Annotated in this window: 24 protein-coding genes; 10 read left to right on the top strand and 14 right to left on the bottom strand. The window is 36.2% G+C overall.

Annotated features, from left to right (window positions below):
• Positions 1 to 73 precede the first annotated feature (73 nt).
• The 10 genes from NOV28_RS00535 to NOV28_RS00580 form a co-directional block, all read right to left on the bottom strand.
• On the bottom strand, positions 74 to 535 hold the full coding sequence (locus NOV28_RS00535; RefSeq protein ID WP_255926469.1) for a hypothetical protein: 462 nt from the start codon (positions 533 to 535) through the stop codon (positions 74 to 76).
• Between the two features lie 48 nt (positions 536 to 583).
• Entirely contained in the window at positions 584 to 1,714 is a 1,131-nt protein-coding gene (hppD, locus tag NOV28_RS00540) for a 4-hydroxyphenylpyruvate dioxygenase (RefSeq protein ID WP_255926471.1), read from the bottom strand.
• A 124-nt stretch (positions 1,715 to 1,838) separates the two neighbouring features.
• Positions 1,839 to 3,110 carry an acetyl-CoA hydrolase/transferase family protein gene (locus NOV28_RS00545; protein WP_255926473.1) on the bottom strand — a complete coding sequence of 424 codons (1,272 nt, stop codon included), beginning with the start codon at positions 3,108 to 3,110 and terminating at the stop codon, positions 1,839 to 1,841.
• A gap of 134 nt (positions 3,111 to 3,244) precedes the next feature.
• Positions 3,245 to 4,432: a homogentisate 1,2-dioxygenase gene (locus NOV28_RS00550; protein ID WP_255926475.1), complete on the bottom strand. Its 1,188-nt coding sequence runs from the start codon at positions 4,430 to 4,432 to the stop codon at positions 3,245 to 3,247.
• Positions 4,433 to 4,554: 122 nt separating this feature from the next.
• Positions 4,555 to 5,097, bottom strand: coding sequence for a hypothetical protein (locus tag NOV28_RS00555; RefSeq protein ID WP_255926477.1), 543 nt, complete (start codon positions 5,095 to 5,097; stop codon positions 4,555 to 4,557).
• A 17-nt stretch (positions 5,098 to 5,114) separates the two neighbouring features.
• Positions 5,115 to 5,552, bottom strand: coding sequence for a hypothetical protein (locus tag NOV28_RS00560; protein WP_255926479.1), 438 nt, complete (start codon positions 5,550 to 5,552; stop codon positions 5,115 to 5,117).
• 10 nt (positions 5,553 to 5,562) lie between these two features.
• Positions 5,563 to 6,372 (bottom strand): lysophospholipid acyltransferase family protein, encoded by an 810-nt coding sequence (locus NOV28_RS00565; RefSeq protein WP_255926481.1) that lies wholly within the window; start codon positions 6,370 to 6,372, stop codon positions 5,563 to 5,565.
• Positions 6,373 to 6,397: 25 nt separating this feature from the next.
• Positions 6,398 to 7,027, bottom strand: a complete 630-nt coding sequence (locus NOV28_RS00570) for an NUDIX hydrolase (protein ID WP_255926483.1) — start codon at positions 7,025 to 7,027, stop codon at positions 6,398 to 6,400.
• A gap of 177 nt (positions 7,028 to 7,204) precedes the next feature.
• The gene (locus tag NOV28_RS00575; protein WP_255926485.1) at positions 7,205 to 8,764 is read right to left on the bottom strand and encodes an Rne/Rng family ribonuclease; all 1,560 of its coding nucleotides are present in this window, start codon (positions 8,762 to 8,764) and stop codon (positions 7,205 to 7,207) included.
• 400 nt (positions 8,765 to 9,164) lie between these two features.
• A complete protein-coding gene (locus tag NOV28_RS00580; RefSeq protein ID WP_088264242.1) occupies positions 9,165 to 9,455 on the bottom strand; it encodes an HU family DNA-binding protein in 291 nt (96 codons plus the stop codon).
• A gap of 47 nt (positions 9,456 to 9,502) precedes the next feature.
• Between NOV28_RS00580 and mutY the strand changes: the two genes are divergently transcribed.
• The 6 genes from mutY (at position 9,503) to NOV28_RS00610 (ending at position 16,653) form a co-directional block, all read left to right on the top strand.
• Positions 9,503 to 10,534 carry an A/G-specific adenine glycosylase gene (mutY, locus tag NOV28_RS00585; protein ID WP_255926491.1) on the top strand — a complete coding sequence of 344 codons (1,032 nt, stop codon included), beginning with the start codon at positions 9,503 to 9,505 and terminating at the stop codon, positions 10,532 to 10,534.
• Between the two features lie 198 nt (positions 10,535 to 10,732).
• Positions 10,733 to 11,287 (top strand): gliding motility lipoprotein GldD, encoded by a 555-nt coding sequence (gene gldD, locus NOV28_RS00590; RefSeq protein ID WP_255926493.1) that lies wholly within the window; start codon positions 10,733 to 10,735, stop codon positions 11,285 to 11,287.
• Between the two features lie 53 nt (positions 11,288 to 11,340).
• Positions 11,341 to 12,261, top strand: coding sequence for a PfkB family carbohydrate kinase (locus tag NOV28_RS00595; RefSeq protein WP_255926495.1), 921 nt, complete (start codon positions 11,341 to 11,343; stop codon positions 12,259 to 12,261).
• 64 nt (positions 12,262 to 12,325) lie between these two features.
• Positions 12,326 to 14,155, top strand: a complete 1,830-nt coding sequence (locus NOV28_RS00600; RefSeq protein WP_255926497.1) for a peptidylprolyl isomerase — start codon at positions 12,326 to 12,328, stop codon at positions 14,153 to 14,155.
• Positions 14,156 to 14,220: 65 nt separating this feature from the next.
• Positions 14,221 to 15,585: a peptidylprolyl isomerase gene (locus NOV28_RS00605; protein WP_380264814.1), complete on the top strand. Its 1,365-nt coding sequence runs from the start codon at positions 14,221 to 14,223 to the stop codon at positions 15,583 to 15,585.
• Between the two features lie 84 nt (positions 15,586 to 15,669).
• Positions 15,670 to 16,653 carry an NAD(P)H-dependent flavin oxidoreductase gene (locus NOV28_RS00610; protein ID WP_255926499.1) on the top strand — a complete coding sequence of 328 codons (984 nt, stop codon included), beginning with the start codon at positions 15,670 to 15,672 and terminating at the stop codon, positions 16,651 to 16,653.
• Positions 16,654 to 16,692: 39 nt separating this feature from the next.
• On the opposite strand, the gene NOV28_RS00615 is transcribed toward NOV28_RS00610, so the two are convergent.
• Together NOV28_RS00615 and NOV28_RS00620 are read right to left on the bottom strand one after the other, a co-directional pair.
• Positions 16,693 to 16,821, bottom strand: coding sequence for a hypothetical protein (locus NOV28_RS00615; protein ID WP_255926501.1), 129 nt, complete (start codon positions 16,819 to 16,821; stop codon positions 16,693 to 16,695).
• 93 nt (positions 16,822 to 16,914) lie between these two features.
• Entirely contained in the window at positions 16,915 to 19,101 is a 2,187-nt protein-coding gene (locus tag NOV28_RS00620) for a polyribonucleotide nucleotidyltransferase (RefSeq protein ID WP_255926504.1), read from the bottom strand.
• A gap of 250 nt (positions 19,102 to 19,351) precedes the next feature.
• Here NOV28_RS00620 and NOV28_RS00625 point away from each other — a divergent pair, with 250 nt between their 5' ends.
• Entirely contained in the window at positions 19,352 to 19,594 is a 243-nt protein-coding gene (locus NOV28_RS00625; RefSeq protein ID WP_255926506.1) for a GlsB/YeaQ/YmgE family stress response membrane protein, read from the top strand.
• A 70-nt stretch (positions 19,595 to 19,664) separates the two neighbouring features.
• On the opposite strand, the gene rpsO is transcribed toward NOV28_RS00625, so the two are convergent.
• Positions 19,665 to 19,934, bottom strand: coding sequence for a 30S ribosomal protein S15 (gene rpsO / locus NOV28_RS00630; protein WP_255926508.1), 270 nt, complete (start codon positions 19,932 to 19,934; stop codon positions 19,665 to 19,667).
• 175 nt (positions 19,935 to 20,109) lie between these two features.
• Here rpsO and NOV28_RS00635 point away from each other — a divergent pair, with 175 nt between their 5' ends.
• The 3 genes from NOV28_RS00635 (at position 20,110) to NOV28_RS00645 (ending at position 22,815) form a co-directional block, all read left to right on the top strand.
• Positions 20,110 to 20,679 (top strand): pyruvate decarboxylase, encoded by a 570-nt coding sequence (locus tag NOV28_RS00635; protein ID WP_255926510.1) that lies wholly within the window; start codon positions 20,110 to 20,112, stop codon positions 20,677 to 20,679.
• 81 nt (positions 20,680 to 20,760) lie between these two features.
• On the top strand, positions 20,761 to 22,080 hold the full coding sequence (gene mgtE / locus NOV28_RS00640) for a magnesium transporter (RefSeq protein WP_255926512.1): 1,320 nt from the start codon (positions 20,761 to 20,763) through the stop codon (positions 22,078 to 22,080).
• A gap of 9 nt (positions 22,081 to 22,089) precedes the next feature.
• Positions 22,090 to 22,815 carry an ABC transporter substrate-binding protein gene (locus tag NOV28_RS00645; protein ID WP_255926514.1) on the top strand — a complete coding sequence of 242 codons (726 nt, stop codon included), beginning with the start codon at positions 22,090 to 22,092 and terminating at the stop codon, positions 22,813 to 22,815.
• A gap of 49 nt (positions 22,816 to 22,864) precedes the next feature.
• Here NOV28_RS00645 and dapA read toward each other — a convergent pair whose 3' ends face one another.
• Entirely contained in the window at positions 22,865 to 23,737 is an 873-nt protein-coding gene (dapA, locus tag NOV28_RS00650; protein ID WP_255926516.1) for a 4-hydroxy-tetrahydrodipicolinate synthase, read from the bottom strand.
• Positions 23,738 to 23,790 lie beyond the last annotated feature (53 nt).

The following is a 23,790-nucleotide window of genomic DNA, read 5'->3' on the forward strand; positions in this document are numbered from 1 at the left end:
CTTTTTGGGTATTTTTAAAAAGAAGGTTCAAGGGAAAATATATTTTATCTTGAACCTTCATTATGGATTAATTTTATTTTTGATTGATGGCAGATTCCTCTATCCATCGTTCTTTGGTGTTGACGTCGATCAAGTAAAGGAACTTTTTTTGTTTCGTCATGAGTAAAGTTTTCGTTACCGGTAGAGCTATTTTTTTTCCTTCAAGTTTGTCGGCTCTCAGAGAAATAATGTTGTGTTGCGAGCGAACAATATCACCGGAAAAAACGTTGGAAGAGGTTTCTCCGTTTTTTTTGTCATCAAACATTTCAACATAAGTTGCAAGATTTCCTTTAATGATGATGAAACTCCGTTCGGTATGATCCTCAAAATCTTTTATCAGAATAAATTTTCTGTCATCAATATTTACATCGGAAAGGTTTTGGTTAATTCCGCGTCTTTCTTCCAATTTCTGGATAATCGCATTGATAGAGCCATACTGAGCATTCAACCCAAGCGTGGAAAAACAAAAAACGATGCTGAAAATTATTTTTTTCATGGATGATTTTAAATGATTTAATGAAAACAGAACGAGATTAATTTCGATTTATAAGTTTCCGCGACGTTCCTGTTCCTTTTCTAAAGCTTCAAATAAAGCTTTGAAATTTCCTGCACCAAAACTTTGTGCACCGTGTCTTTCGATGATTTCGTAGAAAAGAGTAGGGCGGTCTTCCACAGGTTTGGTGAAGATTTGTAGTAAGTAACCTTCTTCATCACAGTCGATTAAAATTCCTAACTCTTCCAGTTTTTTCAGGTCTTCATCGATTTGTCCGACTCTTTCAGGAACCATTTCGTAGTAAGCATTTGGAGGCGCAGGAAGAAATTCAATACCTCTCGCTTTCAGTTCTGTTACTGTTTTGATGATATCTTTGGTGGCAACCGCTATGTGTTGTACGCCTTCACCTTCGTAGAAATCGAGGTATTCTTCAACTTGAGATTTTTTCTTTCCTTCTGCTGGTTCATTGATCGGAAATTTCGCGTAACCATTTCCGTTACTCATTACTTTCGACATGAGCGCAGAATATTCTGTATTAATTTGTTTGTCGTCAAAACTTAAAATATTCACAAATCCCATTACTTTTTCGTACCATTCAACAGTCGGAATCATTCGATCCCAACCAACGTTTCCAACGCAATGATCAACATATAACAACCCAACTTCCGATGGATTATAGTTGCTTTCCCATTTTTGGTAACCGGGCATGAAATCTCCGGAATAATTTTTTCTTTCAACGAACATGTGAATGGTTTCGCCGTAAGTGTAAATTCCGGCCATTCGTACTTCGCCATGTTCATCGGTGATTGTGGTAGGTTCTAAATAAGGTTTTCCGCCACGTTTTGTGGTTTCTTCGAAAGCAGCATAAGCATCATCTACCCAAAGTGCCAAGATTTTCACTCCGTCGCCGTGTTTTTTCTGATGTTCGCAAATCGGAGAATCTGATTTTAAACCAGAAGTTAAAACCAAACGAATTTTCCCTTGTTGAACAACATAAGAAGAGCGGTCCCGAACTCCGGTTTCTGGTCCTGAATAAGCGACTGACTGAAACCCGAAAGCGGTTTTGTAAAAATGAGCTGCTTGTTTTGCATTTCCTACATAAAATTCAATATAATCGGTACCGTTAATCGGTAAAAAGTTTTCTGCCTGTGCTATTTTTTCGGCGAAAGTAAGTGTTGACATTTTATTCTTTTTTTAGATATGCCAATTTACAAAAATTTTAGGACAGCTAAAATTTAGCTTTAAGTAAGTTTTTTCGTAATTAAAAATGCAAAAAAACTCCCAAGAACATTGGGAGCATTTTTTTTTAATGATAAAATCTTTCAAAAGTCGCCTTTTCAAGCATTTCGCGATCATCAGGATGAGAAATTTCAATGAGGGCTTTTGCTCTTTGTTTTAAATTTTTTCCGTAGAGATAAGCGGTTCCGAATTCAGTTACTACATAATGAATATGACCTCTCGTGGTTACTACACCGGCTCCCGGTTTCAGGAACGGAACAATTCGCGGAACTCCTTTTTTTGTTCTTGATGAAATCGCGATGATGGGTTTTCCTCCTTCGGAAAGTGCTGCACCACGCATGAAATCCATTTGCCCACCAATACCGCTGAACTGATATGTCCCGATAGAATCTGCGCAAACCTGTCCCGTAAGATCAATTTCAATGGCAGAATTGATGGCCACCATTTTTTTGTTTTTCATGATATTGATTGGGTAATTCACATGTTCCACATCCATGAAAGCGAATGAAGGATTATCATGGATATAATCGTATAATTTCTTGGTTCCAAAGGCAAAACTAGTGATGGTTCTGTTCATGTGAGTGCCTTTATACTTGTTATTTACGATGTCTTTCGCTACCAAATCTACAATACCATCGCTGATCATTTCGGTATGAATTCCTAAATCTTTGTGATTATTCAAACATTTCAAAACCGCATCAGGAATGGTTCCGATTCCCATTTGCAGGGTACATCTGTCGTCGATTAATTCGGCAACATTTTTACCGATTAGCAATTCTTCTTCACCTACTTTTGCACCGTAATCTACGGTTAAAAGTTCTTCTTCATGCCAAACCATTTTATGGATTTTTGAAACGTGAATCATCCCGTCACCGTGAGTTCTCGGCATTTTTGGGTTTACTTGAGCAATAATTGTTTTTGCAGTATCTACCGCACTTCTGGCAACATCTACTGAAGTTCCCAAGGTGCAATATCCGTGTTGATCGGGTGGTGAAACGGTAATCATCGCAACATCGATTGGTAAATGTCCGTTTTTGAAAAGCAAAGGAATTTCACTTAAAAAAACCGGAACGAAATCCCCATGATCGGAATTTACAGCATCGCGAACCGGTGTGGAAACAAATAAGGAATTGATGAAAAAACGATCTTTGTATTGAGGTTTTGCAATCTCTACATTTCCCTGTTGGGTAATCGATACAAATTCTACATTGGAGAGGCGTGACGATTGCTTTGCTAGTTCATCGATCAAAAAATTTGGAGTACATGCACTGCCATGTGAAAAAATCCTGTCTCCGCTTTTGATGAGTGATACCGCTTCTTCTGCGCTTACGTATTTCATATTGGTGTAATTAAATTTCAATTGTTTGATTTCTCAAATTTACTTAATTCTGCTAAGAGCCGAAATGAGGAATCTCAGTTTTTAGAGAAATTATCGCTAATTTCTGTCATGTTTTTGGTTAAAAAAAATGAAGATTACTCTTGAGAACGATCGCCCAAATAATTATCTGAATTTTCAAGCCAAGAAGTTGCATACGAAGGATCTTCCACTTTCATCGCCTCTTCAGTAAGTTTCAAAGGACGGAAAGGATCGACCATTACTGCATATTCTTCGGTGAATTTTTTCCCGATGCTGCGTTCCATCGCTCCCGGATGTGGTCCATGAACAATTCCGCCCGGATGCAGCGTGAAATCCATCAAATCGATATGGTTTCTGCTCATAAAATCACCTTCAGTATAAAATAAAACTTCGTCGGAATCGATATTTGAATGGTTATAAGGTGCAGGAATTGCCAATGGATGATAATCGTACATTCTTGCCACAAATGAACAAACTACAAAGTTGTGCGCCTCAAAAGTTTGATGAATTGGCGGCGGAAGATGCACTCGCCCAGTGATTGGTTCGAAATTTTTGATATTAAATTTAAAAGGATAGAAATATCCGTCCCAACCAACCACATCGAAAGGATGAGTTGCGTACACGAAATCCCAGATTTGGTTTTCTTTTTTTACTTTAATGGTAAATTCTCCTTTTTCGTCTTTTGGCTCGACGAATGTTGGCGTAATGATGTCCCTTTCGCAAAATGGAGAATGTTCCAAGAGCTGTCCAAATTCGTTTCGGTAACGTTTTGGTGTATAAATCGGAGAGTGCGCTTCAATAAAGAAAATTACATTATTCTCATCATTAAATTCGATTTGATAAATGGTACCGCGCGGAATGATGAGATAATCTCCCACAGAAAATTCCAGATTTCCAAGGAAAGTTTTCAAAGTTCCTTTTCCTTCATGAATAAAGAGCAACTCGTCACATTCGGCGTTTTTGTAGAAATATTCGGTAGATTTTTTCGGTTTTGCCAAACCCATTTTCAGGTCATTGTTCAGCAAAAGCACTTTTCGGCTGTCGAGGAAATCGTTTTCAGCCGTTACATTCATGCCTTTGAGCATTCTAGGTGTCACATTTTTTTCAACCGCAATTTTTGGAGTGACATCTTTGGGTTTGCTGATCGATTTGATTTGTGTCGGACGATGAATATGATAGAGTAGGGAAGAAATTCCATGAAAACCTTCGGTGCCAAACAATTGTTCGTAATAAAATTGGTCATTTTCAGACTTGAAAATTGTATGTCTTTTCTGAGGTATCTTTCCGGAATGGTGGTATCTCATTTTATTTACTTTTTAATTATCGTAAATTTAATGAAATTTTCCTGATCTTATGGAAAAGAGCTTTTCTTCCTTAATTACAGAAGGTTATGTGCTAAAACTGAAACAAAAAAATTCCTTTGAATTTATTCGAAAGTCATCATCGGCTCATAAAATTCTTCTTCCATCACGCCGAATTGTTGACAAAGAAGTTGAATTCCATTGACGTTTTTTAAGAGAATTTCATCTTTAGAAACTAAAGGAATGTTTCCCAAATCGGTATGAAGCACAAAATTTTCACCTGATTTGCTAATTTTTGAAGGTGAAAAAGCTAGTTTTCTGAAATAATTTTCTGCTTTTTCTACAATTTCTTCTTTGCTTTCGGGATAAACCAAAACGCCGCCGGGAGTAATGTTTTCTAATATCGAAACCAAATGTTCATCGCCAATTTCTTCTGAAACTAAAATGATATTCGGTTCGAAATTTTTAGCTTTTTCGGCATCGTCTGTTTCCAAAATCACAAAATCGTTGTCCGAAACTTGATTTTCGCCATTTATTAGAAAAAAATCAAATTCTTTTCCTGAGAAATTGAGCACTTGAAAGACTAGTTTTGCTATGGAAAACTGCGATGTATAAAGTACTACACGAGTTTTATTGTTAGAATATGGAAGAATTTCTGGAAAAGTCATTATTTTATTTCGGAAAGTTATGAAGTGGCGTTGATTTTATTTTTAATGATATCTTGGAAAACTGTGGTAATGTTGTTCCAACGGTCTTTGTCGCCTTCCATAATCATTGAAGCATCGGATTTGCTGCCCGATTGGTTGCCGATTTTCACGTTGATACTGGTAGAAATATTGTCGTAAACTTTTTGGTAATCTTCGCGGATCATGCGGAAATTATTTTGCGAAAGTACATTTTCAATTTTCTTGCGTTCTTCGGCAGTAACTTTGAAATCTTTTTTGATGTTTTTACCATGTCCTTCGAAGGAATAGTGCGCGTTATTGCCTTTTATCAAAAGGTTTTCATAGATTGGTGAAAGTCCGCCACTTCGGGAATAGCTGTAATCGAAATCCGAATATTTTTTCTGGGAATTACAAGCGGCAAGAATTATAAAAACGAATATCGCAATAAATTTTTTCATAGATCAATTTTTAAGATTTCACAGGAGATTTTTCTTCAGATTTTTGAGCTTTCAACGTTTCATCATATTCATGTAAAAGGTTGAAATCTTCGGTCTGTTCGATGGCAACCATTATCTTATTCAGAATGGTTTGTGCATCATCATTATCATAATCGATATCTAAAGCTGGTTTGAACTCCATGGTAGGTTTCACACCGGTTACTTTTACTCTCAATCCTTTTTTGTCAAAAGCTCTTCTAAAACCATTGATTTTAATAGGAATTACGATAGGCCTTTGATTTTTAACCAACTTTGCGGTTCCTTTTCTTCCTTGTGCAAAAGCTGAAGTTGTTCCTTGCGGAAAAGTGATTACCCAACCGTTATCCAAAGCCTTCATGATGTTTTCAACTTCTGTTAAATCCACCATTCTGTTTACATTTTGTCCTTCTGCACGCCAAGTTCTTTTGACGGTAACCGCGCCTGCAAGTTTGAAAAGTTTGGTCATCAAACCTTTATTCATCGTTTCTTCGGCAGCTACATAATAAAAATCTACTTTAGGATTCAATAAATAAATAGGATTTTTAATGGAATTAAGATAACCATTATTCACAGCACAAAAAGCATGATACATCGCCGCTACATCTGCAAAATAAGTTTGATGGTTAGAAACAAATAAAACATTGGAATCTGGAAGATCCACCAAATTTTCAGTACCGGAAATTTTCAGTTTATTAAAACCATTAAATCTTCTGTAAGATACAATTCCCAGAATAAAAATGATGAGTCTTTTTAGGAAATAAAGGTTGCCAAAAGCATCCGTGAAAATATTTTTCTTCGCCATTATCAGTTGATCATAATTTGCGAATTTACAAATTTTTCATTAATGTACTGAATTCGCTTAAAATCATTGAAGTTGCTCCCCAAATAATGTATCCGTTGAAGTTGATTACCGGAACTTCAATGCCTCTGGAACTCGGCAAAACCATCATTTCCGGACGATCGGAAAGGGTGAGAATGGATGAAATTGGAAATTCAATCAATTCAACAGCTTCGGATTCTTGTAAGATAAATTCCGGATTTTTTTTGGTGTAGGAAATGAATGGTCTCACGTAAAAATTGCTTGGCGGAATATAAATGGGCGACATTTCCCGAATTATTCGGATATAGTGTTCGCCAATTCCCATTTCTTCAGAGGTTTCGCGTTTTGCAGTTGCTTCGAAATTGGGATCGTATTCTTCTTTTTTTCCGCCTGGAAGCGAAATTTGGCCGCTGTGACGATCACGCTCGTTGGTGCTTCTCACCATCAAAGGGAAATACCATTCGTTGTTTTTAAGATAAAGAACGATGTTTACCGCTGCGAATTTTGGATTTTTGGTAAGGATTTCATCATAAGAAAATACAGGACGATAAGGCGGCGAATAAATTGCGTGGGCATTTTCGCCTAAAAGTTCAGCGTTTTGTATCTTTTTTAGTAAATCTCGACCATATAATTCCATATTCCAAATATAGTAAATTGAAGATGGAATTTGTTTTAAATAGATGTTAAAATTGAGTTGTTTTCAAAGCTTTTTTAGACGATTTTTTTAAGGATTTCTTAAAATAAAAACTCCCGAAAAAAATCGGGAGTAAATTTTGGATTAATAAAATTTAGGCAGTTCATTGCCGAATTTTATTTAATTTGAATAGCTCATCAACTCTTCTTTTTTCGAGTTGATTAGTTTGTATTCCAAGTATTTAAAGGAATCTCTTGGGATAATGGTTACCCATTTTTTGTATCTTAAAAACCATTTCATTTGGGTGCTCATCAAGCCTTTGGTCAGGTAAGCTTCCACAAACGGATGAACGTGAAGGAAAATTTTTCCTTTTTCCTTTTGGATAAGTGTTCTTATCACTTCTTCCATACGTTCTACCACAACAATTGGGGCTAGAATTTCGCCGTCAATATTTGGGTTTTCTTCTTTGGTTTCAATTTGGTTTTCGGGGCGCGTTCTTTGTCGCGTTATTTGGATGAGTCCGAATTTACTTGGTGGTAAAATTTTGTGGCGCGCTTTGTCGCGGCTCATTTCTGCTTTCAGGTGTTCGTATAAATCTTTTCGGTGATCAGCATTGATCATATCGATGAAATCGACAACGATAATTCCGCCCATATCGCGAAGTCTGAGTTGGCGCGCAATTTCTGTAGCGGCCATTTTATTCACGTTTAATGCATGTTCTTTGCTCGCTGAAGTTCCCGATGAAATGTTGTTTCCGGAGTTCACATCGATCACGTGAAGCGCTTCGGTATGTTCGATGACCAAATATGCGCCTTTAGAACTCGGGATATTCACATGTTTGCCGAAACTTTGTTTCAGTTGTTTTTCTACGTTGTAATATTCCATTAACGGAATTGGTTTGTCGTAGAATTGTACGATGTTTTTCCTTTCTGGAGCGATGACTTCGATATAAGCTTCCATATCGTTTACCATTTGCTCGTCATCACAAATAATAGAAACAAAATCTGCATTGAAATTATCGCGCAGAATCGCCGATGCTTTATCTTCTTCGCTTAAAATTTTGCTTGGAACTTTGTTTTTCTGTAGATTTTTGAAGGTATTTTCCCATTTTTGCACCAACAGATTCATATCATTGTGCAGTTCGGCAACTTTTTTTCCTTCGGCTACGGTTCTTATGATCACACCGAATCCTTCTGGTTTGATGCTTTCAATTAAAGTACGCAAACGTTCTCTTTCTTCGGTGTTGCTTATTTTTTTGGAAATCGAAACGCTTTTGTCGAAAGGAATCAGCACAAGAAATCTTCCTGTTAAAGAAATTTGAGTGGAAATTCGAGGACCTTTTGTAGAAATCGGTTCTTTGGTGATTTGCAGGATTACGCTGTCGTCTTTTGCGAGAACCTTGTCAATTACACCATTTTTGTTGATTTCCGGCTGGATTTCGAAGTTTTTCAGCGAAGAATTCTGCTGTTTTTTAGCGAGAGTGTCTTTGAGAAATTTTTTATACGTGAGAAATTGCGGTCCCAAATCCTGATAATGCAAGAAAGCATCTTTTTCGTAGCCAATGCTTACAAAAGCTGCGTTGAGGTTGGGTGCCAATTTTTTTACCTTACCAATAAATAAATCACCTACCACGAAGTCGCTTTTGTCTTCCTGTTCGTGTAATTCGAACAGCCGACCGTCTTCGAGAAGGGCAATTTTAGAGTGCTCATCTTCATGTGAAATAATCAGTTCTTTCTTCATTGTTGAGTTAAGGAATTAAAAAATTTAGTAGGATAGTCGTCAAAAACCTTTTGGATTTTATGGCTATTTTTTAAAATAATTTAATTGTTTTTTTATTACTTAGTGATGTTTTATCTTTTTAAAGAATGTTTGAAATGCCAGATTATCATTAAGATAAATCTATAATGAATAGGCTGCTTTCAAATTTTAGATAAAACAAAAATATAGTTGGTGAGGTTTTATGAATATAAAAACACCAACTATATTGTTATATTGTAAATCGCGAAGAGATTATTTTTTCTTGTGTCTGTTCGCTCTTCTTCTTTTCTTTCTTTTGTGAGTTGCAACCTTGTGTCTCTTTCTTTTCTTTCCGCTTGGCATAATTTATAAATTTTTAATTTGTAACTTATCGTTTTGTTTATTATTTAATTGCTACTTTGGTTTTTACCTTCTCTACAAACGTTTTTGATGGTTTGAAAGCCGGAATATTGTGAGCTGGGATTTCAATTGCTGTATTTTTAGAAATGTTTCTTCCCGTCTTTGCTGCTCTGGTTTTGATTACAAATGATCCGAATCCTCTTAAATAAACATTGTCGCCATTATACATCGAAGTTCTGATTTCCTGCATGAACGCCTCTACAACTTTCTGTGTTTCATTCTTTTCAGTTCCCAATTTATTTGAGATGGTGTTCACCAATTCTGCCTTTGTCATTTCCTTTATTTATTTATATTTTTGGTGTGCAAATATAAGAACATTTTTTGAAAACTAAAAAACAAAATGCTGATTTTCTTCACGTTGGTGAAAAACTATTGGCTTGGTACAAAACTTACGGAAGAGACTTACCTTTTCGATCGACGAAAGATCCCTATAAAATTTGGATCTGCGAAATTATTTTCCAGCAAACTAGAATCGAACAAGGGCTTAATCATTATCATAATTTCATCTCGAGATTTCCCGATATAGAAACCTTGGCAAATGCTGAAAACGACGAGGTTTTGCTCTATTGGAAAGGACTTGGTTACTATTCGCGCGCGCTGAATCTTCATAAAGCCGCACAGCAAATTATGATTGATCATGAAGGCATTTTTCCTGAAAAGTATGAAGATATTTTACAGTTAAAAGGTGTTGGAAAATATACGGCTGCTGCGATTTCAAGTATTTGTTTTGGAGCAAAAATTCCGGCGGTTGATGGTAATTTTTATCGGGTTTTATCACGGGTTTTTGCTGATGATTTTGATGTGTCGAATTCTAAAGCTTTCCAATATTTCTCCGAATTGGCTTTGCAAATGATGCCTGAAAAACAAGCTGGTTCTTTCAATGAAGCGATGATGGATTTGGGTTCAGAAATTTGTAAACCACGAAATCCAAAATGTGAAGTTTGCCCTTTAAATCAAGATTGTTTAGCATTTAATTTAGGAAAGATCCAGGATTTTCCGGTGAAATCGAAGAAGGTGAAACCGCAGGATTTGGAACTCAAATATTATTTCGTTCACTTCGGAGATTTGTTTTTGATCAAACAAAGGAAAGAAGATTTTATCTGGAAAAAATTATATGAATTTCCGGTCGAAATCCCTGAATCTTTTTCGGGATATGTTGGTTCGATGAAAACGGTTTCGCATAAACTTACCCACAAAAATTTGACGATACATATATATAAGGTCAGTTTGCCAACGATAAAAATGCTGAATGATTTTGCCAAAGAACAAGGCTTTACAATCACCAATCTAGTAGATTCTCATCAGAAATCTTTTCCAAAACCTTTGGAAAATTATTTGAAAAATATTGATTGACAATCATTTAACTTTATAGTTTTATTGAAATCTAAAAATAAAGTTTGAGTAAAAATCTCAACTTTTTTTAACTGGCTTAGGAATCTCATAGAATTGAATGATTGATAACATAAAACGAGATTCCTAAGTTTTTTTTGATAAAAATTATGCTTCAGAAAACGACTTCGCAATCTCAAATCTAATTTGTACTTTTGCGCAATGTTTAAAAAACTCATTTTCACTTTTTTAGGATTTATTTTGGTTTCTTGCAGTCCGGAAACTCAGCCGAAACCTTCTGGTGAACTTCGTTTGGAATATCCGAAACCCAAATATCAGGCGTTTTCCGCGCCGTGTAATTTCACCTTTGAATATTCGGATTTTGCGAAAATTGAAAATGCCAAAAATGCTTGTTGGTATTACATTTATTATCCAAAAATGAAAGCGAAAGTTTTCATTACTTATTTTCCGGTGAAGAACGATTTTGCCCTTCATATCAAAGAATCCGAGAAAATGGTTTACGAACACACAATAAAAGCCAGCTCGATTGATACGAAATCTTTCAGCTATCCGGAGCGAAGAGTTTTCGGGAATTTCTATGAATTGAAAGGTCCAACTGCATCGAATCTTCAGTTTTTTGTCACCGATTCCACAAGGCATTATGTAACTGCCAATTTGTATTTTAATTCCCGACCGAAACCAGATTCTTTAGCACCGGCTGTAGAATATATCAAAAAAGATTTGCTGCATTTAATCGATACTTTTCAGTGGAAATAATCAGTAAAAAGAACAACAAAAACATAATTTTTAATTAAAATAAAACTTTATAAATGAAACTTTTAGTCGTAGGATCAGTCGCTTTTGATGCCATTGAAACACCATTTGGAAAAACAGATAAAATTTTAGGTGGAGCCGCAACTTATATCGGTATCGCAGCTTCAATTTTGAATGTGAAATCAGGAATTGTTTCGGTTGTAGGAGGCGATTTTCCTCAATCGGATTTGGATATGCTGATCAACAGAGGTGTAAATATCGAAGGAATTGAAATCGTAAAAGACGGAAAAACTTTCTTCTGGAGCGGAAAATATCACAACGATTTGAACTCCAGAGATACTTTAGCAACTGAAGTCAATGTTTTAGAGAATTTCGACCCGAAAATTCCTGATTCTATGCAAGATTCCGAGATTTTGCTTTTAGGAAATCTTCATCCGGGAGTACAACTTTCTGTTTTGGAAAAAATGAACAAGCGTCCTAAATTGGTTATTCTCGATACGATGAATTTCTGGATGGATTCTGCTTGGGATGTTTTGATGCAAATGATTGCAAAAACAGACGTTATTACCATTAATGACGAAGAAGCTCGCCAACTTTCCGGCGAATATTCTTTGGTAAAAGCAGCGAAAAAAATCCATACAATGGGACCGGAATTTGTCATCATTAAAAAAGGTGAACACGGTGCATTGCTTTTCCACGATGGGAGAATTTTCGCAATTCCTGCGCTTCCACTGGAAGATGTTTTCGACCCAACCGGAGCCGGCGACACTTTTGCGGGAGGTTTTGCATCTTATCTTGCCAAAAAAGGCGATTTCAGTTTCGAAACCATGAAATCAGCGTTGATCGTAGGTTCAGCGATGGCATCTTTCACTGTTGAAAAATTCGGTACCGAAAAATTACAGGAAGTTACCGAGGCTGAAATGATGACCAGAATTCAGGATTTCAAGGATTTAACAACTTTCGAAGTAGAAGTTTAAATTATTTCCGAAAATTCAATCTTTTAATTTTTTAAAAATCTTCACCATAACAGAAGACCGAAGTATGAAAAAAATAGTTGCTTTCATGATGTTGGCAGGTTTGGGAAACACTCTTTCTGCACAGTATATGATAATTGGGAAAGACAGTATTTCGCTTGCCGATTTCAAAAAAGAATACCAATATGGTTTGCAAAATGCAGGTATTGAAAAAACCATTAAAGCGACAGAAGATTTTATTCTTCTCCAACAGTTTGCGGCCCAAAAACAGGTTGATACTACTGCATCATTTCGCGAGAAGATGATGGATAAAGAAAGTGAATTGAGAACGAAGTTTTTCTACCCGAAAAAAGTTGTAGACCCAGTTCTGAATGAGTACATGAAGGATAGCAAAACCGAGAAATTGGTACAGATTTTTATGGTGCAAAAAGCCGAAGGCGACAAAAATAATTATCAGCAGATTTACGATGATGTGAAATCCGGGAAAATGACGATGGAAGACGCGATTTCGAAATATACGAAAAGCGGACCGAAAGGTATTTACATCAAGCCCGGAAGCGTTGATAACAGTTTGTATTCTGAATTAAAGGTTTTGCCTAATAATTCATTAACTAAGTTGCAAAATACGCCGAATTATGTGGCTTTTGCTAAAGTTCAAAACTCGAGGCCAAGTTTGGGTTACATGATTTTCGGAACCATTTCTTATCCGAAAAATGCCGATTCCGAAGCGATGAAAACCAAAATTTACAACGATTTGAAAGCCGGAAAAAGCTTCCAAGAAGTTGCTAAACTTTACGGAGCCAACGAGCATGAAAAAGAAAACGGTGGAGTAGTGATGGGTTCGCCAACGCTTCCGGATGATGTGTATGAAGCTTTTAAAGGAAAAAAATCAGGATATTATTTACCGGAACCAATTCTTTTCGGGGAGAATTATTTTGTTTTTAATCTTTATAATGTTGAACCTTATGTTTTGACAGATAAAAACCAAGATTTTTTCTTGAAAGATATGAACAGCGCTTTGTATGGCGAAAATCTTCAGGATAAAATGCTTGCATTTGTGAAATCGGATCCTACTTATAAAGAGTTTCCGGAATTTCAGAATGTGAAGAAATCTTACCAAGCTTTCAATACGGCGAAAGATAATGTGGTTCTTTACCAGTACAAAAATTACAAAACGACAGTCGGTGATTTGAAAAAATTAATTGCTGATAAGAAAAGCGAGGCCGAAAAATTATCGCCGGAATCTTGGAGTGAAGCATTGAAAGGTGCAAATAATCAGGATGTGATGAGGTTCTATAGCCAGGATTTAACCAACCAAAAAGAGATTAAAAAAGAACTTTCAGATTTCCAAAAAGGATTGTATTCTGATTATATTTTCTCAAAATATTTGAATGAAGAAATCACAAAACACCCGGAATGGCTGACTGATTATTACAACAAAAACAAAGAAAAATACGTTTGGGGAAACAGAGCGGACGGCAGAGTAGCCATCATCGCAGATGAAACACTTAACAAAGAAATTGAAAAGGAAATCAAGAATCCTAAAAACTGGGAAAGTTTGAAAGCTAAATATTACGGCAAACTCAACGATAAGAAACAAATCCTCGTGCATTTCGAAAAAGGGGAAATGTCGGAAGATGCGGATGTGTTTACCAAATACAAAGTTCCTTTCAAAACGGGTGTTCATCAAACTAAAATGGAAGAAAGATCACTGGTGATCGCAATTGATAAGATTCTCCCTCCATCTCAAATGACTGAAGCCGAAGCTGCAGAAATGCTGAAAGATGCGGTAACTGAAGTGAAGCTTTCCGAGATTATTGCTCAGCAAAAAGCCAACACCAAAATTGTGATTCAGCCGGAATTCATGAAAGATTTGGAAAAGAATTTTAAGAAATAATTATAATAAAAAATGCAGTTTATCTCGTTTAGAATGATAATTTTGCAAATCGTTAAAAAATGAATATGAACAAGAAAATAAAATTTGCGCTTCTTTTTACCATGATTTTTGCCTTTTTTGGGGTTAAATTAAATGCACAATTGCAATCCGGATCTTTGGTGGATGGTATTGCAGTGGTAGTAGGAAACGAAATTATTTTGGAATCGGATATCGAAGATCAGGCAAATTATGCCAAACAACAAGGTGCACAGGTATCTGACAAATGTGAATTTGTTGAAAGCATTATTAATAACAAATTACTTATCTACGAAGCTAAAAGAGATACGCTGATCGAAAACCGATCCGAAGCTATCAAAGAAACTGCCAACCAAAAATATAACCAAATTCTTGGGCAATTTCCTGATGAAAAAACAATGCTTTCTACCTACAAGTTCCGAACTTCGTATGAAATGAAAAACGCCATCGAAAAAATTGATACCGACAATTATTATGGGCAAATGAAATACGGCAGAATCACCGATAAAGCCGACGTAACGCCGAACGAAGTAACCGATTTTTTCAATACTTACAAATCTCAGCTTCCTGAGGTGAAAGATGAAGTGACTTTGTCACAAATTATCATGTATCCAAAGCTTACAGATGCTCATAAGGACGAAATTATTGCCAAGCTTAACAAGATAAAACAAGATATTCTTGCCGGCGAATCATTCGAAAATCAAGCGAGAATTTACTCCGAAGATCCAGGTTCTGCGGCCAATGGAGGTTTGTACAAAAATATTTCTAAAGGAAAAATGGTAAAACCTTTCGAAGCTGCCGCACTTAATCTTCAGGAAGGCGAAATTTCCGATCCTGTGGAATCTGAATTTGGTTATCATTTAATTCAACTGGTGAAAAAAAGTGGTAAAAACTACGATGCAAGACATATTTTGCTAAAAGCAGAACCTAATGATGCCGAAATTGCAACCGCCAAAAAAGAACTCGATAGTATCAGAACTTTGATTCTTAATGGCCGATTGACCTTCAAAGAAGCAGCTTATCGATTCTCTGATGACAAAAAAACCAAGTTCAATGCAGGTATTCTTACCTCAGAAGATGGTTCCGACAGAATTGAAAAACTCAATCTTGCTCCTACCGTTTCTTATCAAATTGCAGGACTTAATAAAAATGATATTACCGATGTTTTTCAAGATACGATTCAGCAGGACAAGAAAGTTGTAAGCATCGTGAAAGTGGATGATATCATCGCATCTCATCAACTCGATATCACTACCGATTACGACCGAATTAAGCAAATGGCTCTTAATAAAAAGAAAAACGAAATGGTTGAAAAATGGGTGAAAGAGAAATTACCAGACGTATTTATCTCCATCAACAACCGGTACAAAGATTGTGCTTTCAAAACCGATTGGCGCAAATCTGAAGCTAAATAAATATTAAATCTCTGCAAAATCTGCGGAGATTTTTTTATTTTAAAAGAGGTTTCATTCTTCTCAGATTTTTTTTAAATTTACTTCATGAGCAATTTTATCCATTTCGGAATCGCAGAAAAAATGTACAGCGAAAACCAAAACAGAATCACCCAATTATTTCAAATTAAATATCCCATCATCCAAGGCGGAATGATATGGCATTCGGGGTGGCGATTGGCTTCTGCGGTCTCCAATAATGGAGGTTTAGGACTGATTGGTTCCGCAAGTATGTATCCCGATATTTTGCGCGAAAATATCAGGAAATGTAAAGCTGCGACCGACAAACCTTTTGGGGTAAATGTGGCGCTGCTTTACCCGAATTTAGAGGAAATCATTAACATTATTCTGGAAGAAGATGTAAAAATCGTATTTACTTCCGCCGGAAATCCGAAAGTTTATACAGAAACTTTACAAAAAGAAGGAATAAAAGTTGCGCACGTTGTTTCCTCCACAAAATTCGCCATGAAATGCGAAGATGCCGGCGTAGACGCTATTGTAGCCGAAGGTTTCGAAGCAGGTGGCCACAACGGACGAGATGAAACGACCACGTTTTGCTTAATTCCTAATGTAAAAAAACATATTTCAAAACCTTTAATCGCAGCTGGTGGAATTGCACTTGGTTCGCAAATGAAAGCTGCGATGATTCTCGGAGCCGATGGTGTGCAAATTGGTTCTCGTTTCGCAGCGACCGAAGAAGCGAGTTCTCATGATCATTTTAAGGAAAAAATTGTTTCATTAAACGAAGGCGATACTCAACTTACCTTGAAGGAATTAGCGCCGGTTCGGATGATTAAAAATAAATTTTTCTATGAATTAGAAGAACTTTATGATAAAGGAAGAGATGCTGAAGCATTAAAGAAAACCCTCGGAAGAGCACGCGCAAAACGCGGAATGTTCGAAGGTGATTTGGAAGATGGCGAACTCGAAATTGGACAAGTTTCCGCATTAATCGACGAAATATTGCCGGTAGAAAAGGTGTTTGAAAATCTACTGAAAGAATATCGAGAAGCGAATACTTTTGATCTTTAAATAAAAAATACCGCATCGTAAATGATGCGGTATTTTTGTTTAGTTTGCGTTAGTTGCTGCTTTTTCCTGTTGCTTTTTAGCCTGTCTTTCTTCGTATTTTTTCATAAAATAGCCAATAGCGATTGGTGCAACCCACATCAGGATTTTTCTTAAAAGTGCTGGATTCATAATGTATTTTTTTTGGTAATAGCATTTTCAATTTTTAAGCCAAACTTTCATTAAGCATAAAAAAAACCACCGAAAATTTCGGTGGTTTTACTGTTATGCGTTTTCAGTTGGCTTTTGACCTTCCTGATTGTTTTGCGGTCTATCTTCTCTCGGTTTTTGTTCCGGTCTTGCTGGTCTTGGCAAAAGTACTTTTCTTGAAAGTTTCATTTTCTTACGATCATCGTAACCCATGAATTTTACTTCTACTTCGTCGCCTTCTTTGTAAGGAACTTTCTCCAAACGAGCCCATTCGATTTCAGAAATGTGCAATAAACCTTCAGTTCCTTTCGCAATGGCTACGAAAGCACCGAAATCCATTACTTTTACTACTTTCCCTTTGTAAACCTCGCCTACAACAGGTACGAAAGTGATTTCGTTGATGGCAGCAATCGTTGCATTAATGTTTTCTCTGCTTACGCCGGAAATTTCAATTCTTCCGATTTCACCGATTTCTTCAATTGCGATTACGGTATCGAAATCTTTCTGCATTTGTTGAATGATTTTCCCACCAGGTCCGATTACAGCACCGATAAATTCTTTAGGAATTTCCAATACTTCCATTTTCGGAGCGTGTGGTTTCACATCAACTCTTGGTTTATCGATGGTTTTTAAGATTTCTCCTAAAATATGAAGTCTTCCTTCTCTTGCTTGGTTTAGCGCGGTTTCCATGATGTCCATTGTTAAACCTTGGATTTTAATATCCATTTGACAAGCGGTGATTCCGTCTGCGGTTCCTGTAACTTTGAAATCCATGTCACCTAAGTGATCTTCATCTCCTAAAATATCAGAAAGTACCGTGAATTTGCCTGATTTTGGATCAGTAATTAATCCCATCGCAATTCCAGAAACTGGTTTTGAAATTTGTACACCTGCATCCATTAAAGCTAATGTTCCTGCACAAACGGTCGCCATTGAAGAAGAACCATTAGATTCTAAAATATCGGAAACGATACGAATTGTGTAAGGGTTTTCTGTAGGAATCATGTTTGCTAAAGCTCTTTGCGCTAAGTTTCCGTGTCCAACTTCTCTTCTTGAAGTTCCTCTTAAAGGTCTAGCTTCACCGGTTGAGAATGGTGGGAAATTATAGTGTAAAAAGAATTTTTGATCATAATTAATGGCTACGGTATCTACCATATTTGCGTCTTTCACAGAACCTAAAGTTACCGCTGTTAACGATTGAGTTTCCCCTCTGGTAAAGATTGCAGAACCGTGAGCTCCTGGTAAATAATCGATTTCAGACCAGATTGGGCGGATCGTTTTCGGATCTCTACCATCTAATCGAATTCCTTCGTTGAGGATCATTTGGCGCATTGCCTCTTTTTCAACATCGTGGAAATAAACTTTTGCGAAAGGTTTTACCGTTTCTAGTTCTTCCTCGGAATATTGAGATAAAAATTCATCCAAAACTGCTTTGAAGTTTTCGCCTCTTTCTTCTTTAGCAGAAGGCGTTTTCGCTACAGCATATACTTTATCATAAGTTTCTTTCCACACTTTTTCGCGAATTTCTTCGTCGTGAGTTTCGTGGGAATATTCTCTTTTGGTTAAAGAAGAAGCTACTTTTGCAGCCAATTTTTCCTGAGCTTCAATCTGAGTTTTTATTTCTTCGTGAGCGTACTGAATCGCTTCGATCATTTCTGCTTCCGAAATTTCCTTCATTTCGCCTTCTACCATTACGATAGAGTCTTTTGTAGCTCCAACCATAATGTCTAAATCTGCTTTCGCTAAATTTTCAAGACTTGGGTTAATGGAAAGTTTTCCGTCGATTCTTACTACTCTTACTTCAGACATTGGTCCGTTGAAAGGAATATCGGTAATCGCAATCGCTGCAGATGCTGCCAAACCGGCAAGATCTTCGGGCATTACTTCTTTGTCATAAGAAATTAGAGAGATCATCACCTGAACTTCCGCGTGGAAATCTTCAGGGAAAAGTGGTCTTAGAACTCGGTCTACTAATCTCATGGTTAAAATTTCCTCATCGGAAGGTCTCGCTTCTCTTCTGAAGAAATTTCCTGGGATTTTACCACCTGCGTAGAATTTTTCGCGGTAATCTACTGTTAATGGAAGGAAATCAACTCCCGGATTTGCTTCTTTGTTGGCTACTACAGTTGCTAAAAGCATTGTTCCGCCACATTTTACTACTACCGAACCATCGGCTTGTTTTGCCAGTTTACCTGTTTCTAAGGTAATCTCCCGGCCGTCTTTTAATTGAAATTTTTCAATAATTGCTTGTGGAGCATTCATAAATTGGTCTCGTCTTTGGCACTCCGTATTGAGTGCGGTTAAATATTTAATCGTTTTAAATTTTCAATGGCAAATATACGGTTTTTCTCTGAATTTACCTTTTTAATTCCTTCGGAGAGGCGATTCCTGAGCTTATTTAATGGTGATCTAATGAGAATTTTGCAGTGTTTTCAAGCTTATAAAATGAGTTTGAATTTTCAAAATGGCATATTTAATGTATAAAAAAATCAAACATTAAAAATTTAAAATTATGGAAATTTTATGGACACTTATTATTGGCGCAGTTGCAGGATGGCTTGGTGCGCAGATTTTTAAAGGCGGAAGTCTCGGTTTAATCGGTAATATTATCGTCGGAATTATTGGTGGTGTGATTGGATATTATCTTTTGGGTACCACTTTTGGAACTGCGATAATTGGTCAAATTTTAACAGGAGCAGTCGGTTCGATTATTTTACTGGCAGTAATCAATCTTATTTCCGGAAGGAGGGTTTAAATTTTTAAACTAAATTTCATCAAAAAAAGCAACCCATTTCTGAGTTGCTTTTTTTAATTGTAATCGAAGATTATTTTCTGATTCCTAATTCAGCGATAATTGTTCTGTAACGTGCAATTTCTTTTTTCTTAAGATAATCTAATAAACTTTTTCTTTTCCCTACCAATTTTACCAAAGATCTTTCGGTATTGTAATCGTGACGATTGGCTTTTAAGTGTTGAGATAAGTGATTGATTCTGTAGGTAAATAATGCAATTTGCCCTTCAGCGCTTCCTGTGTCTGCGTCAGACTTTCCGTGTTTTGCGAAGATTTCTTTCTTCTTGTCAGTTGTTAAGTACATTCCAATATTATTTTAATGATTATTATGTAACGGGTGCAAAAGTACAACTTTTTTTCTTTCCTGAAAAACATTATTTATCAAGTAAATAGATTTATTAAAATTAAATGTTAAAAAAAACTTAAAATTTTCATTGTCAATCCATTCAATGGCAGTATTTTTGCTAAGACAAATACCAATGAAAAAAATCTATCCGTTTCTTTTCTCTTTTATCTTTATACTGTCTGGTTTTCAACTAGTTTCTGCTCAATTGGGCATCTTACAAAAGGAATCCAAGAAGCAGAATATTATTTATTTCAATCCCGAAGTTTTCCCAAATATTGAAGAAATCAAAGAGCCAACTTACACGGCTTTTTATTCAGGCGTTTCTGAAAAAAACAGCCCCTTTCGCAATTACAAAGTTTTGCGCGTTGATGCCAATATTCCTTTCGATTCCATAGATGTTGATGCAATTAAAGAATATTGTAAAAATAATAATGCACAACTCGCAGTGATTCCTAAAGTGAAATATTTCAAAGTAGGTTTTGGCAAATACGTTTTTTCAAACCAAGTGATTGTCAGTATGAAATTATACGATTCTATGGGAAATTTCATTACCGAAACCGATTACGATACCTATAGAAAGAATGCGAGAATTCTTGGTTCAGCTGAAAATTCTATTAAAATAGGCACTTCCGGAGCAGTGAATAGAATGGGAAAAAATCTCAAAAAATCCAAAAGCTTTTTTCTTGGTAATACGGAAAATTAATTTTTTTTCACCTTTATAAACATCATTTAATTCGGTTTTTGTAAGTTTTGAGTTATTTTTGCAATTCTAGAACAAAGAATTTTGGATACACAGGAACTTATTTTTAATCCGGCAGATATTGCAGAAACGCTAAGTGAGCTTCATGCTAAAGAGCGCGTTTTGGCATTTCTGAAAGTTCCGAAACAATACAAAGCCGAAGTTTTCTCTCATTTGGATCCCGATTTTCAAGAAGAAACCATACGAAATATCGGCAGTGAAGAGGTTTCCGAAATCCTCAACGCAATGACTCCCGATGACCGAACCGCGCTGTTCGAAGATTTTCCGGATGAACTCATTAAATATTCCATCAATCACCTCAATCCTCAGGAAAGAAGAATTGCCCTGAAACTTTTAGGTTATAATACAGATTCTATCGCACGTTTGATGACGCCTTATTACATTCAAATTCGAAAAGAATGGACGGTAAAAAGATGTTTCCAACAAATTAAGAAAGTTGGTAAAAAGATGGAAACCATGAACCATCTTTATGTAGTAGATGAAAGAAATAAATTAATAGATGACATCGCCATTGGATCCTTGCTTCTGGCCGAAGAAGATACCCTAATTTCAGAAATTACCGATAATCATTTTGTAGCCATTACCACGACCACTTCCAAGGAAGATGCGGTGCAGTATTTTGAAAAATATGACAGAACCGCACTTCCAATTGTTACTGAAGCCGGAGTTTTAGTCGGCATCGTAACGATTGATGATATTTTGGATCAAATTGAGCAACAAAATACCGAAGATATTCAGAAATTCGGGGGAATGGAAGCGCTGGATGAACCTTACCGACAAACCCATTGGTTCGAAATGATCAAAAAACGTGGTTTCTGGTTGATTCTTTTGTTTTTATTTCAGCTTTTAACGGCTTCTGCAATGGGTTACTTTGAAGATGAAATTCAGAAAGCAGTAGTACTCACATTATTTGTTCCGCTTATCATTTCCAGCGGTGGAAACACCGGTTCGCAGGCAGCCACACTGATAATACGTGCGATGGCACTCCAAGAAATCACTGTGAAAGATTGGTGGCTGGTCATCAAAAAAGAACTTGTTACCGGAATGGTTCTCGGCGGACTTTTGGGCGTTTTGGGATTTTTCAGAATTATGCTTTGGCAATACGCAGGTTGGTTCGATTATGGTCAATATTGGGAATTTATCGGCATTAGCGTAGGAATTTCTTTGATGATGATTGTGATGTGGGGAACACTTTCCGGATCGATGGTTCCATTTGTTTTGAAGCGATTTAATCTCGATCCTGCTACTTCTTCCGCGCCTTTTGTGGCAACTTTGGTTGATGTTACCGGTTTGGTGATCTACTTTTCTGTTGCCGGATTGCTTCTGAGTGGGAAACTTCTTTAAAAATGTCCTATGAAAATCATTTCTCTTGTTCCGAGTATTACCGAAGCGCTTTTCGATTTTGGGTTGAGTGAAAATGAAATTATTGGAAGAACGAAATTTTGCATTCATCCGGAAAATTTGGTTCAAAAAATTGAAATTATTGGCGGTACAAAAAATCTGAATTTAGATAAAATTAAAGCATTAAATCCCGATTTAATCATTGCTAACAAAGAAGAAAACGTCAAAGAACAAATCGAGGAATTGCAAAAAGATTTCAAAGTTTTGGTGACGAATATTTCCAATTTGGAAGACAATTATTATCTTCTGAAAACGCTCGGGAATTTACTTGTAAAACAAGAAATCGCTCAGAAATTCAACTTGAAAATCTATGAAATTCTGGCTAATTTTTCGGATTTAAAAAAGAAAAAATGCGCTTATCTAATTTGGAGAAATCCTTATATGACGGTAGGTTTCGATACTTTTATTCATGATATTTTGGATAAAATAGGTTTTGAAAATATTTTTAAAAACCAAAAAAGATATCCGGAAATTTCAGTGGAAGATTTACAAAGTGCGGATTATATTTTTCTTTCTTCGGAACCGTTTCCGTTTCAGCAAAAACATATTGATGAACTCCAAAAAGAGCTTCCAGACGCCAAAATTTTTTTGGTAGATGGTGAAGCATTTTCCTGGTACGGAACCCGACTTGCGAAGTGCGAAAGTTATTTTCAAAGTTTGGTTCAAAATTGCAAATAAAAAAGGACTCTTTGAAGAAAAAGTCCTTTTAAAAATTATTTTATTTGAATTAAATTTTTGCCATTTCTGCCTTGATTTTTTCCTGCAAACCAGCGCTTGCTGCGACCAATGGAAGTCTCAAATAATTTTTGATGATTCCCAATTCTGCCAAAACAGTTTTAATTCCGGCTGGATTTCCTTCTGCGAAAATCAATCTTGTGATTTCAACCAATTTATTGTGAATTTCGTAAGCTTCTTTCACTTTTCCTTCGAAAGCTAATTGAACCATCGTTGAAAATTCTTTCGGATAACCTTGTCCAATCACCGAAATAACGCCATTTCCACCTGCTAAAGTTACCGGAAGTGTATATTCGTCATCGCCGGAAACTAAATTGAAATTCGCAGGTTTTAGCCTTAAAATATCAAAATATTGCAAAATATTCGGAGCGGCTTCTTTAATCATAATTAAATTCGGGAATTCCTTTGCTAAACGCAATGTTGTGGACGCTTCAAGATTTTGTCCAGTTCGAGAAGGAACATTGTAAATGATGATGTTTTTTCCGGTTGAAGCCAAAGCTTTGTAATGTTGGTAAAGCCCTTCCTGATTAGGTTTGTTGTAATATGGTGAAACAGAAAGTACCGCATCGAAATCCGATAAATCGGTTTCTTCGATTTGCTTTTTCACTTCCAATGTGTTGTTTCCACCGATGCCTAAAACCAAAGGAACCCGTTTATTGTTGACCTTTATGATATGATTGATTACCTGTTTTTTTTCTTCTGTAGAAAGCGTAGCAGCTTCCGCAGTAGTTCCCAAAACAACCAAATAATTGGTTCCGTTTTCGATGTTGAAGTTGACCAATTTGGTCAGTGAATCGAAATCGACCGATAAATCTTCATTGAAAGGTGTAACCAAGGCAACACCAAGTCCTTTTAAATTACTCATTTTTATAAAATTAATATTTTCAAAATTACAAAATTTAATGCAAGAATTTATCA

Origin of the sequence: Kaistella montana (assembly GCF_024436175.1) — a bacterium.
Lineage (GTDB): Bacteria > Bacteroidota > Bacteroidia > Flavobacteriales > Weeksellaceae > Kaistella > Kaistella montana.

Excerpts from the sequence above, each read along its gene's own strand:
- NOV28_RS00535 (WP_255926469.1), bottom strand. The coding sequence starts at position 535 with ATGAAAAAAATAATTTTCAGCATCGTTTTTTGTTTTTCCACGCTTGGG.
- hppD (WP_255926471.1), bottom strand. The coding sequence starts at position 1,714 with ATGTCAACACTTACTTTCGCCGAAAAAATAGCACAGGCAGAAAACTTT.
- NOV28_RS00545 (WP_255926473.1), bottom strand. The coding sequence starts at position 3,110 with ATGAAATACGTAAGCGCAGAAGAAGCGGTATCACTCATCAAAAGCGGA.
- NOV28_RS00550 (WP_255926475.1), bottom strand. The coding sequence starts at position 4,432 with ATGAGATACCACCATTCCGGAAAGATACCTCAGAAAAGACATACAATT.
- NOV28_RS00555 (WP_255926477.1), bottom strand. The coding sequence starts at position 5,097 with ATGACTTTTCCAGAAATTCTTCCATATTCTAACAATAAAACTCGTGTA.
- NOV28_RS00560 (WP_255926479.1), bottom strand. The coding sequence starts at position 5,552 with ATGAAAAAATTTATTGCGATATTCGTTTTTATAATTCTTGCCGCTTGT.
- NOV28_RS00565 (WP_255926481.1), bottom strand. The coding sequence starts at position 6,372 with ATGGCGAAGAAAAATATTTTCACGGATGCTTTTGGCAACCTTTATTTC.
- NOV28_RS00570 (WP_255926483.1), bottom strand. The coding sequence starts at position 7,027 with ATGGAATTATATGGTCGAGATTTACTAAAAAAGATACAAAACGCTGAA.
- NOV28_RS00575 (WP_255926485.1), bottom strand. The coding sequence starts at position 8,764 with ATGAAGAAAGAACTGATTATTTCACATGAAGATGAGCACTCTAAAATT.
- NOV28_RS00580 (WP_088264242.1), bottom strand. The coding sequence starts at position 9,455 with ATGACAAAGGCAGAATTGGTGAACACCATCTCAAATAAATTGGGAACT.
- gldD (WP_255926493.1), top strand. The coding sequence starts at position 10,733 with ATGTTTAAAAAACTCATTTTCACTTTTTTAGGATTTATTTTGGTTTCT.
- NOV28_RS00595 (WP_255926495.1), top strand. The coding sequence starts at position 11,341 with ATGAAACTTTTAGTCGTAGGATCAGTCGCTTTTGATGCCATTGAAACA.
- NOV28_RS00600 (WP_255926497.1), top strand. The coding sequence starts at position 12,326 with ATGAAAAAAATAGTTGCTTTCATGATGTTGGCAGGTTTGGGAAACACT.
- NOV28_RS00605 (WP_380264814.1), top strand. The coding sequence starts at position 14,221 with ATGAACAAGAAAATAAAATTTGCGCTTCTTTTTACCATGATTTTTGCC.
- NOV28_RS00610 (WP_255926499.1), top strand. The coding sequence starts at position 15,670 with ATGAGCAATTTTATCCATTTCGGAATCGCAGAAAAAATGTACAGCGAA.
- NOV28_RS00615 (WP_255926501.1), bottom strand. The coding sequence starts at position 16,821 with ATGAATCCAGCACTTTTAAGAAAAATCCTGATGTGGGTTGCACCAATC.
- NOV28_RS00620 (WP_255926504.1), bottom strand. The coding sequence starts at position 19,101 with ATGAATGCTCCACAAGCAATTATTGAAAAATTTCAATTAAAAGACGGC.
- NOV28_RS00625 (WP_255926506.1), top strand. The coding sequence starts at position 19,352 with ATGGAAATTTTATGGACACTTATTATTGGCGCAGTTGCAGGATGGCTT.
- rpsO (WP_255926508.1), bottom strand. The coding sequence starts at position 19,934 with ATGTACTTAACAACTGACAAGAAGAAAGAAATCTTCGCAAAACACGGA.
- NOV28_RS00635 (WP_255926510.1), top strand. The coding sequence starts at position 20,110 with ATGAAAAAAATCTATCCGTTTCTTTTCTCTTTTATCTTTATACTGTCT.
- NOV28_RS00645 (WP_255926514.1), top strand. The coding sequence starts at position 22,090 with ATGAAAATCATTTCTCTTGTTCCGAGTATTACCGAAGCGCTTTTCGAT.
- dapA (WP_255926516.1), bottom strand. The coding sequence starts at position 23,737 with ATGAGTAATTTAAAAGGACTTGGTGTTGCCTTGGTTACACCTTTCAAT.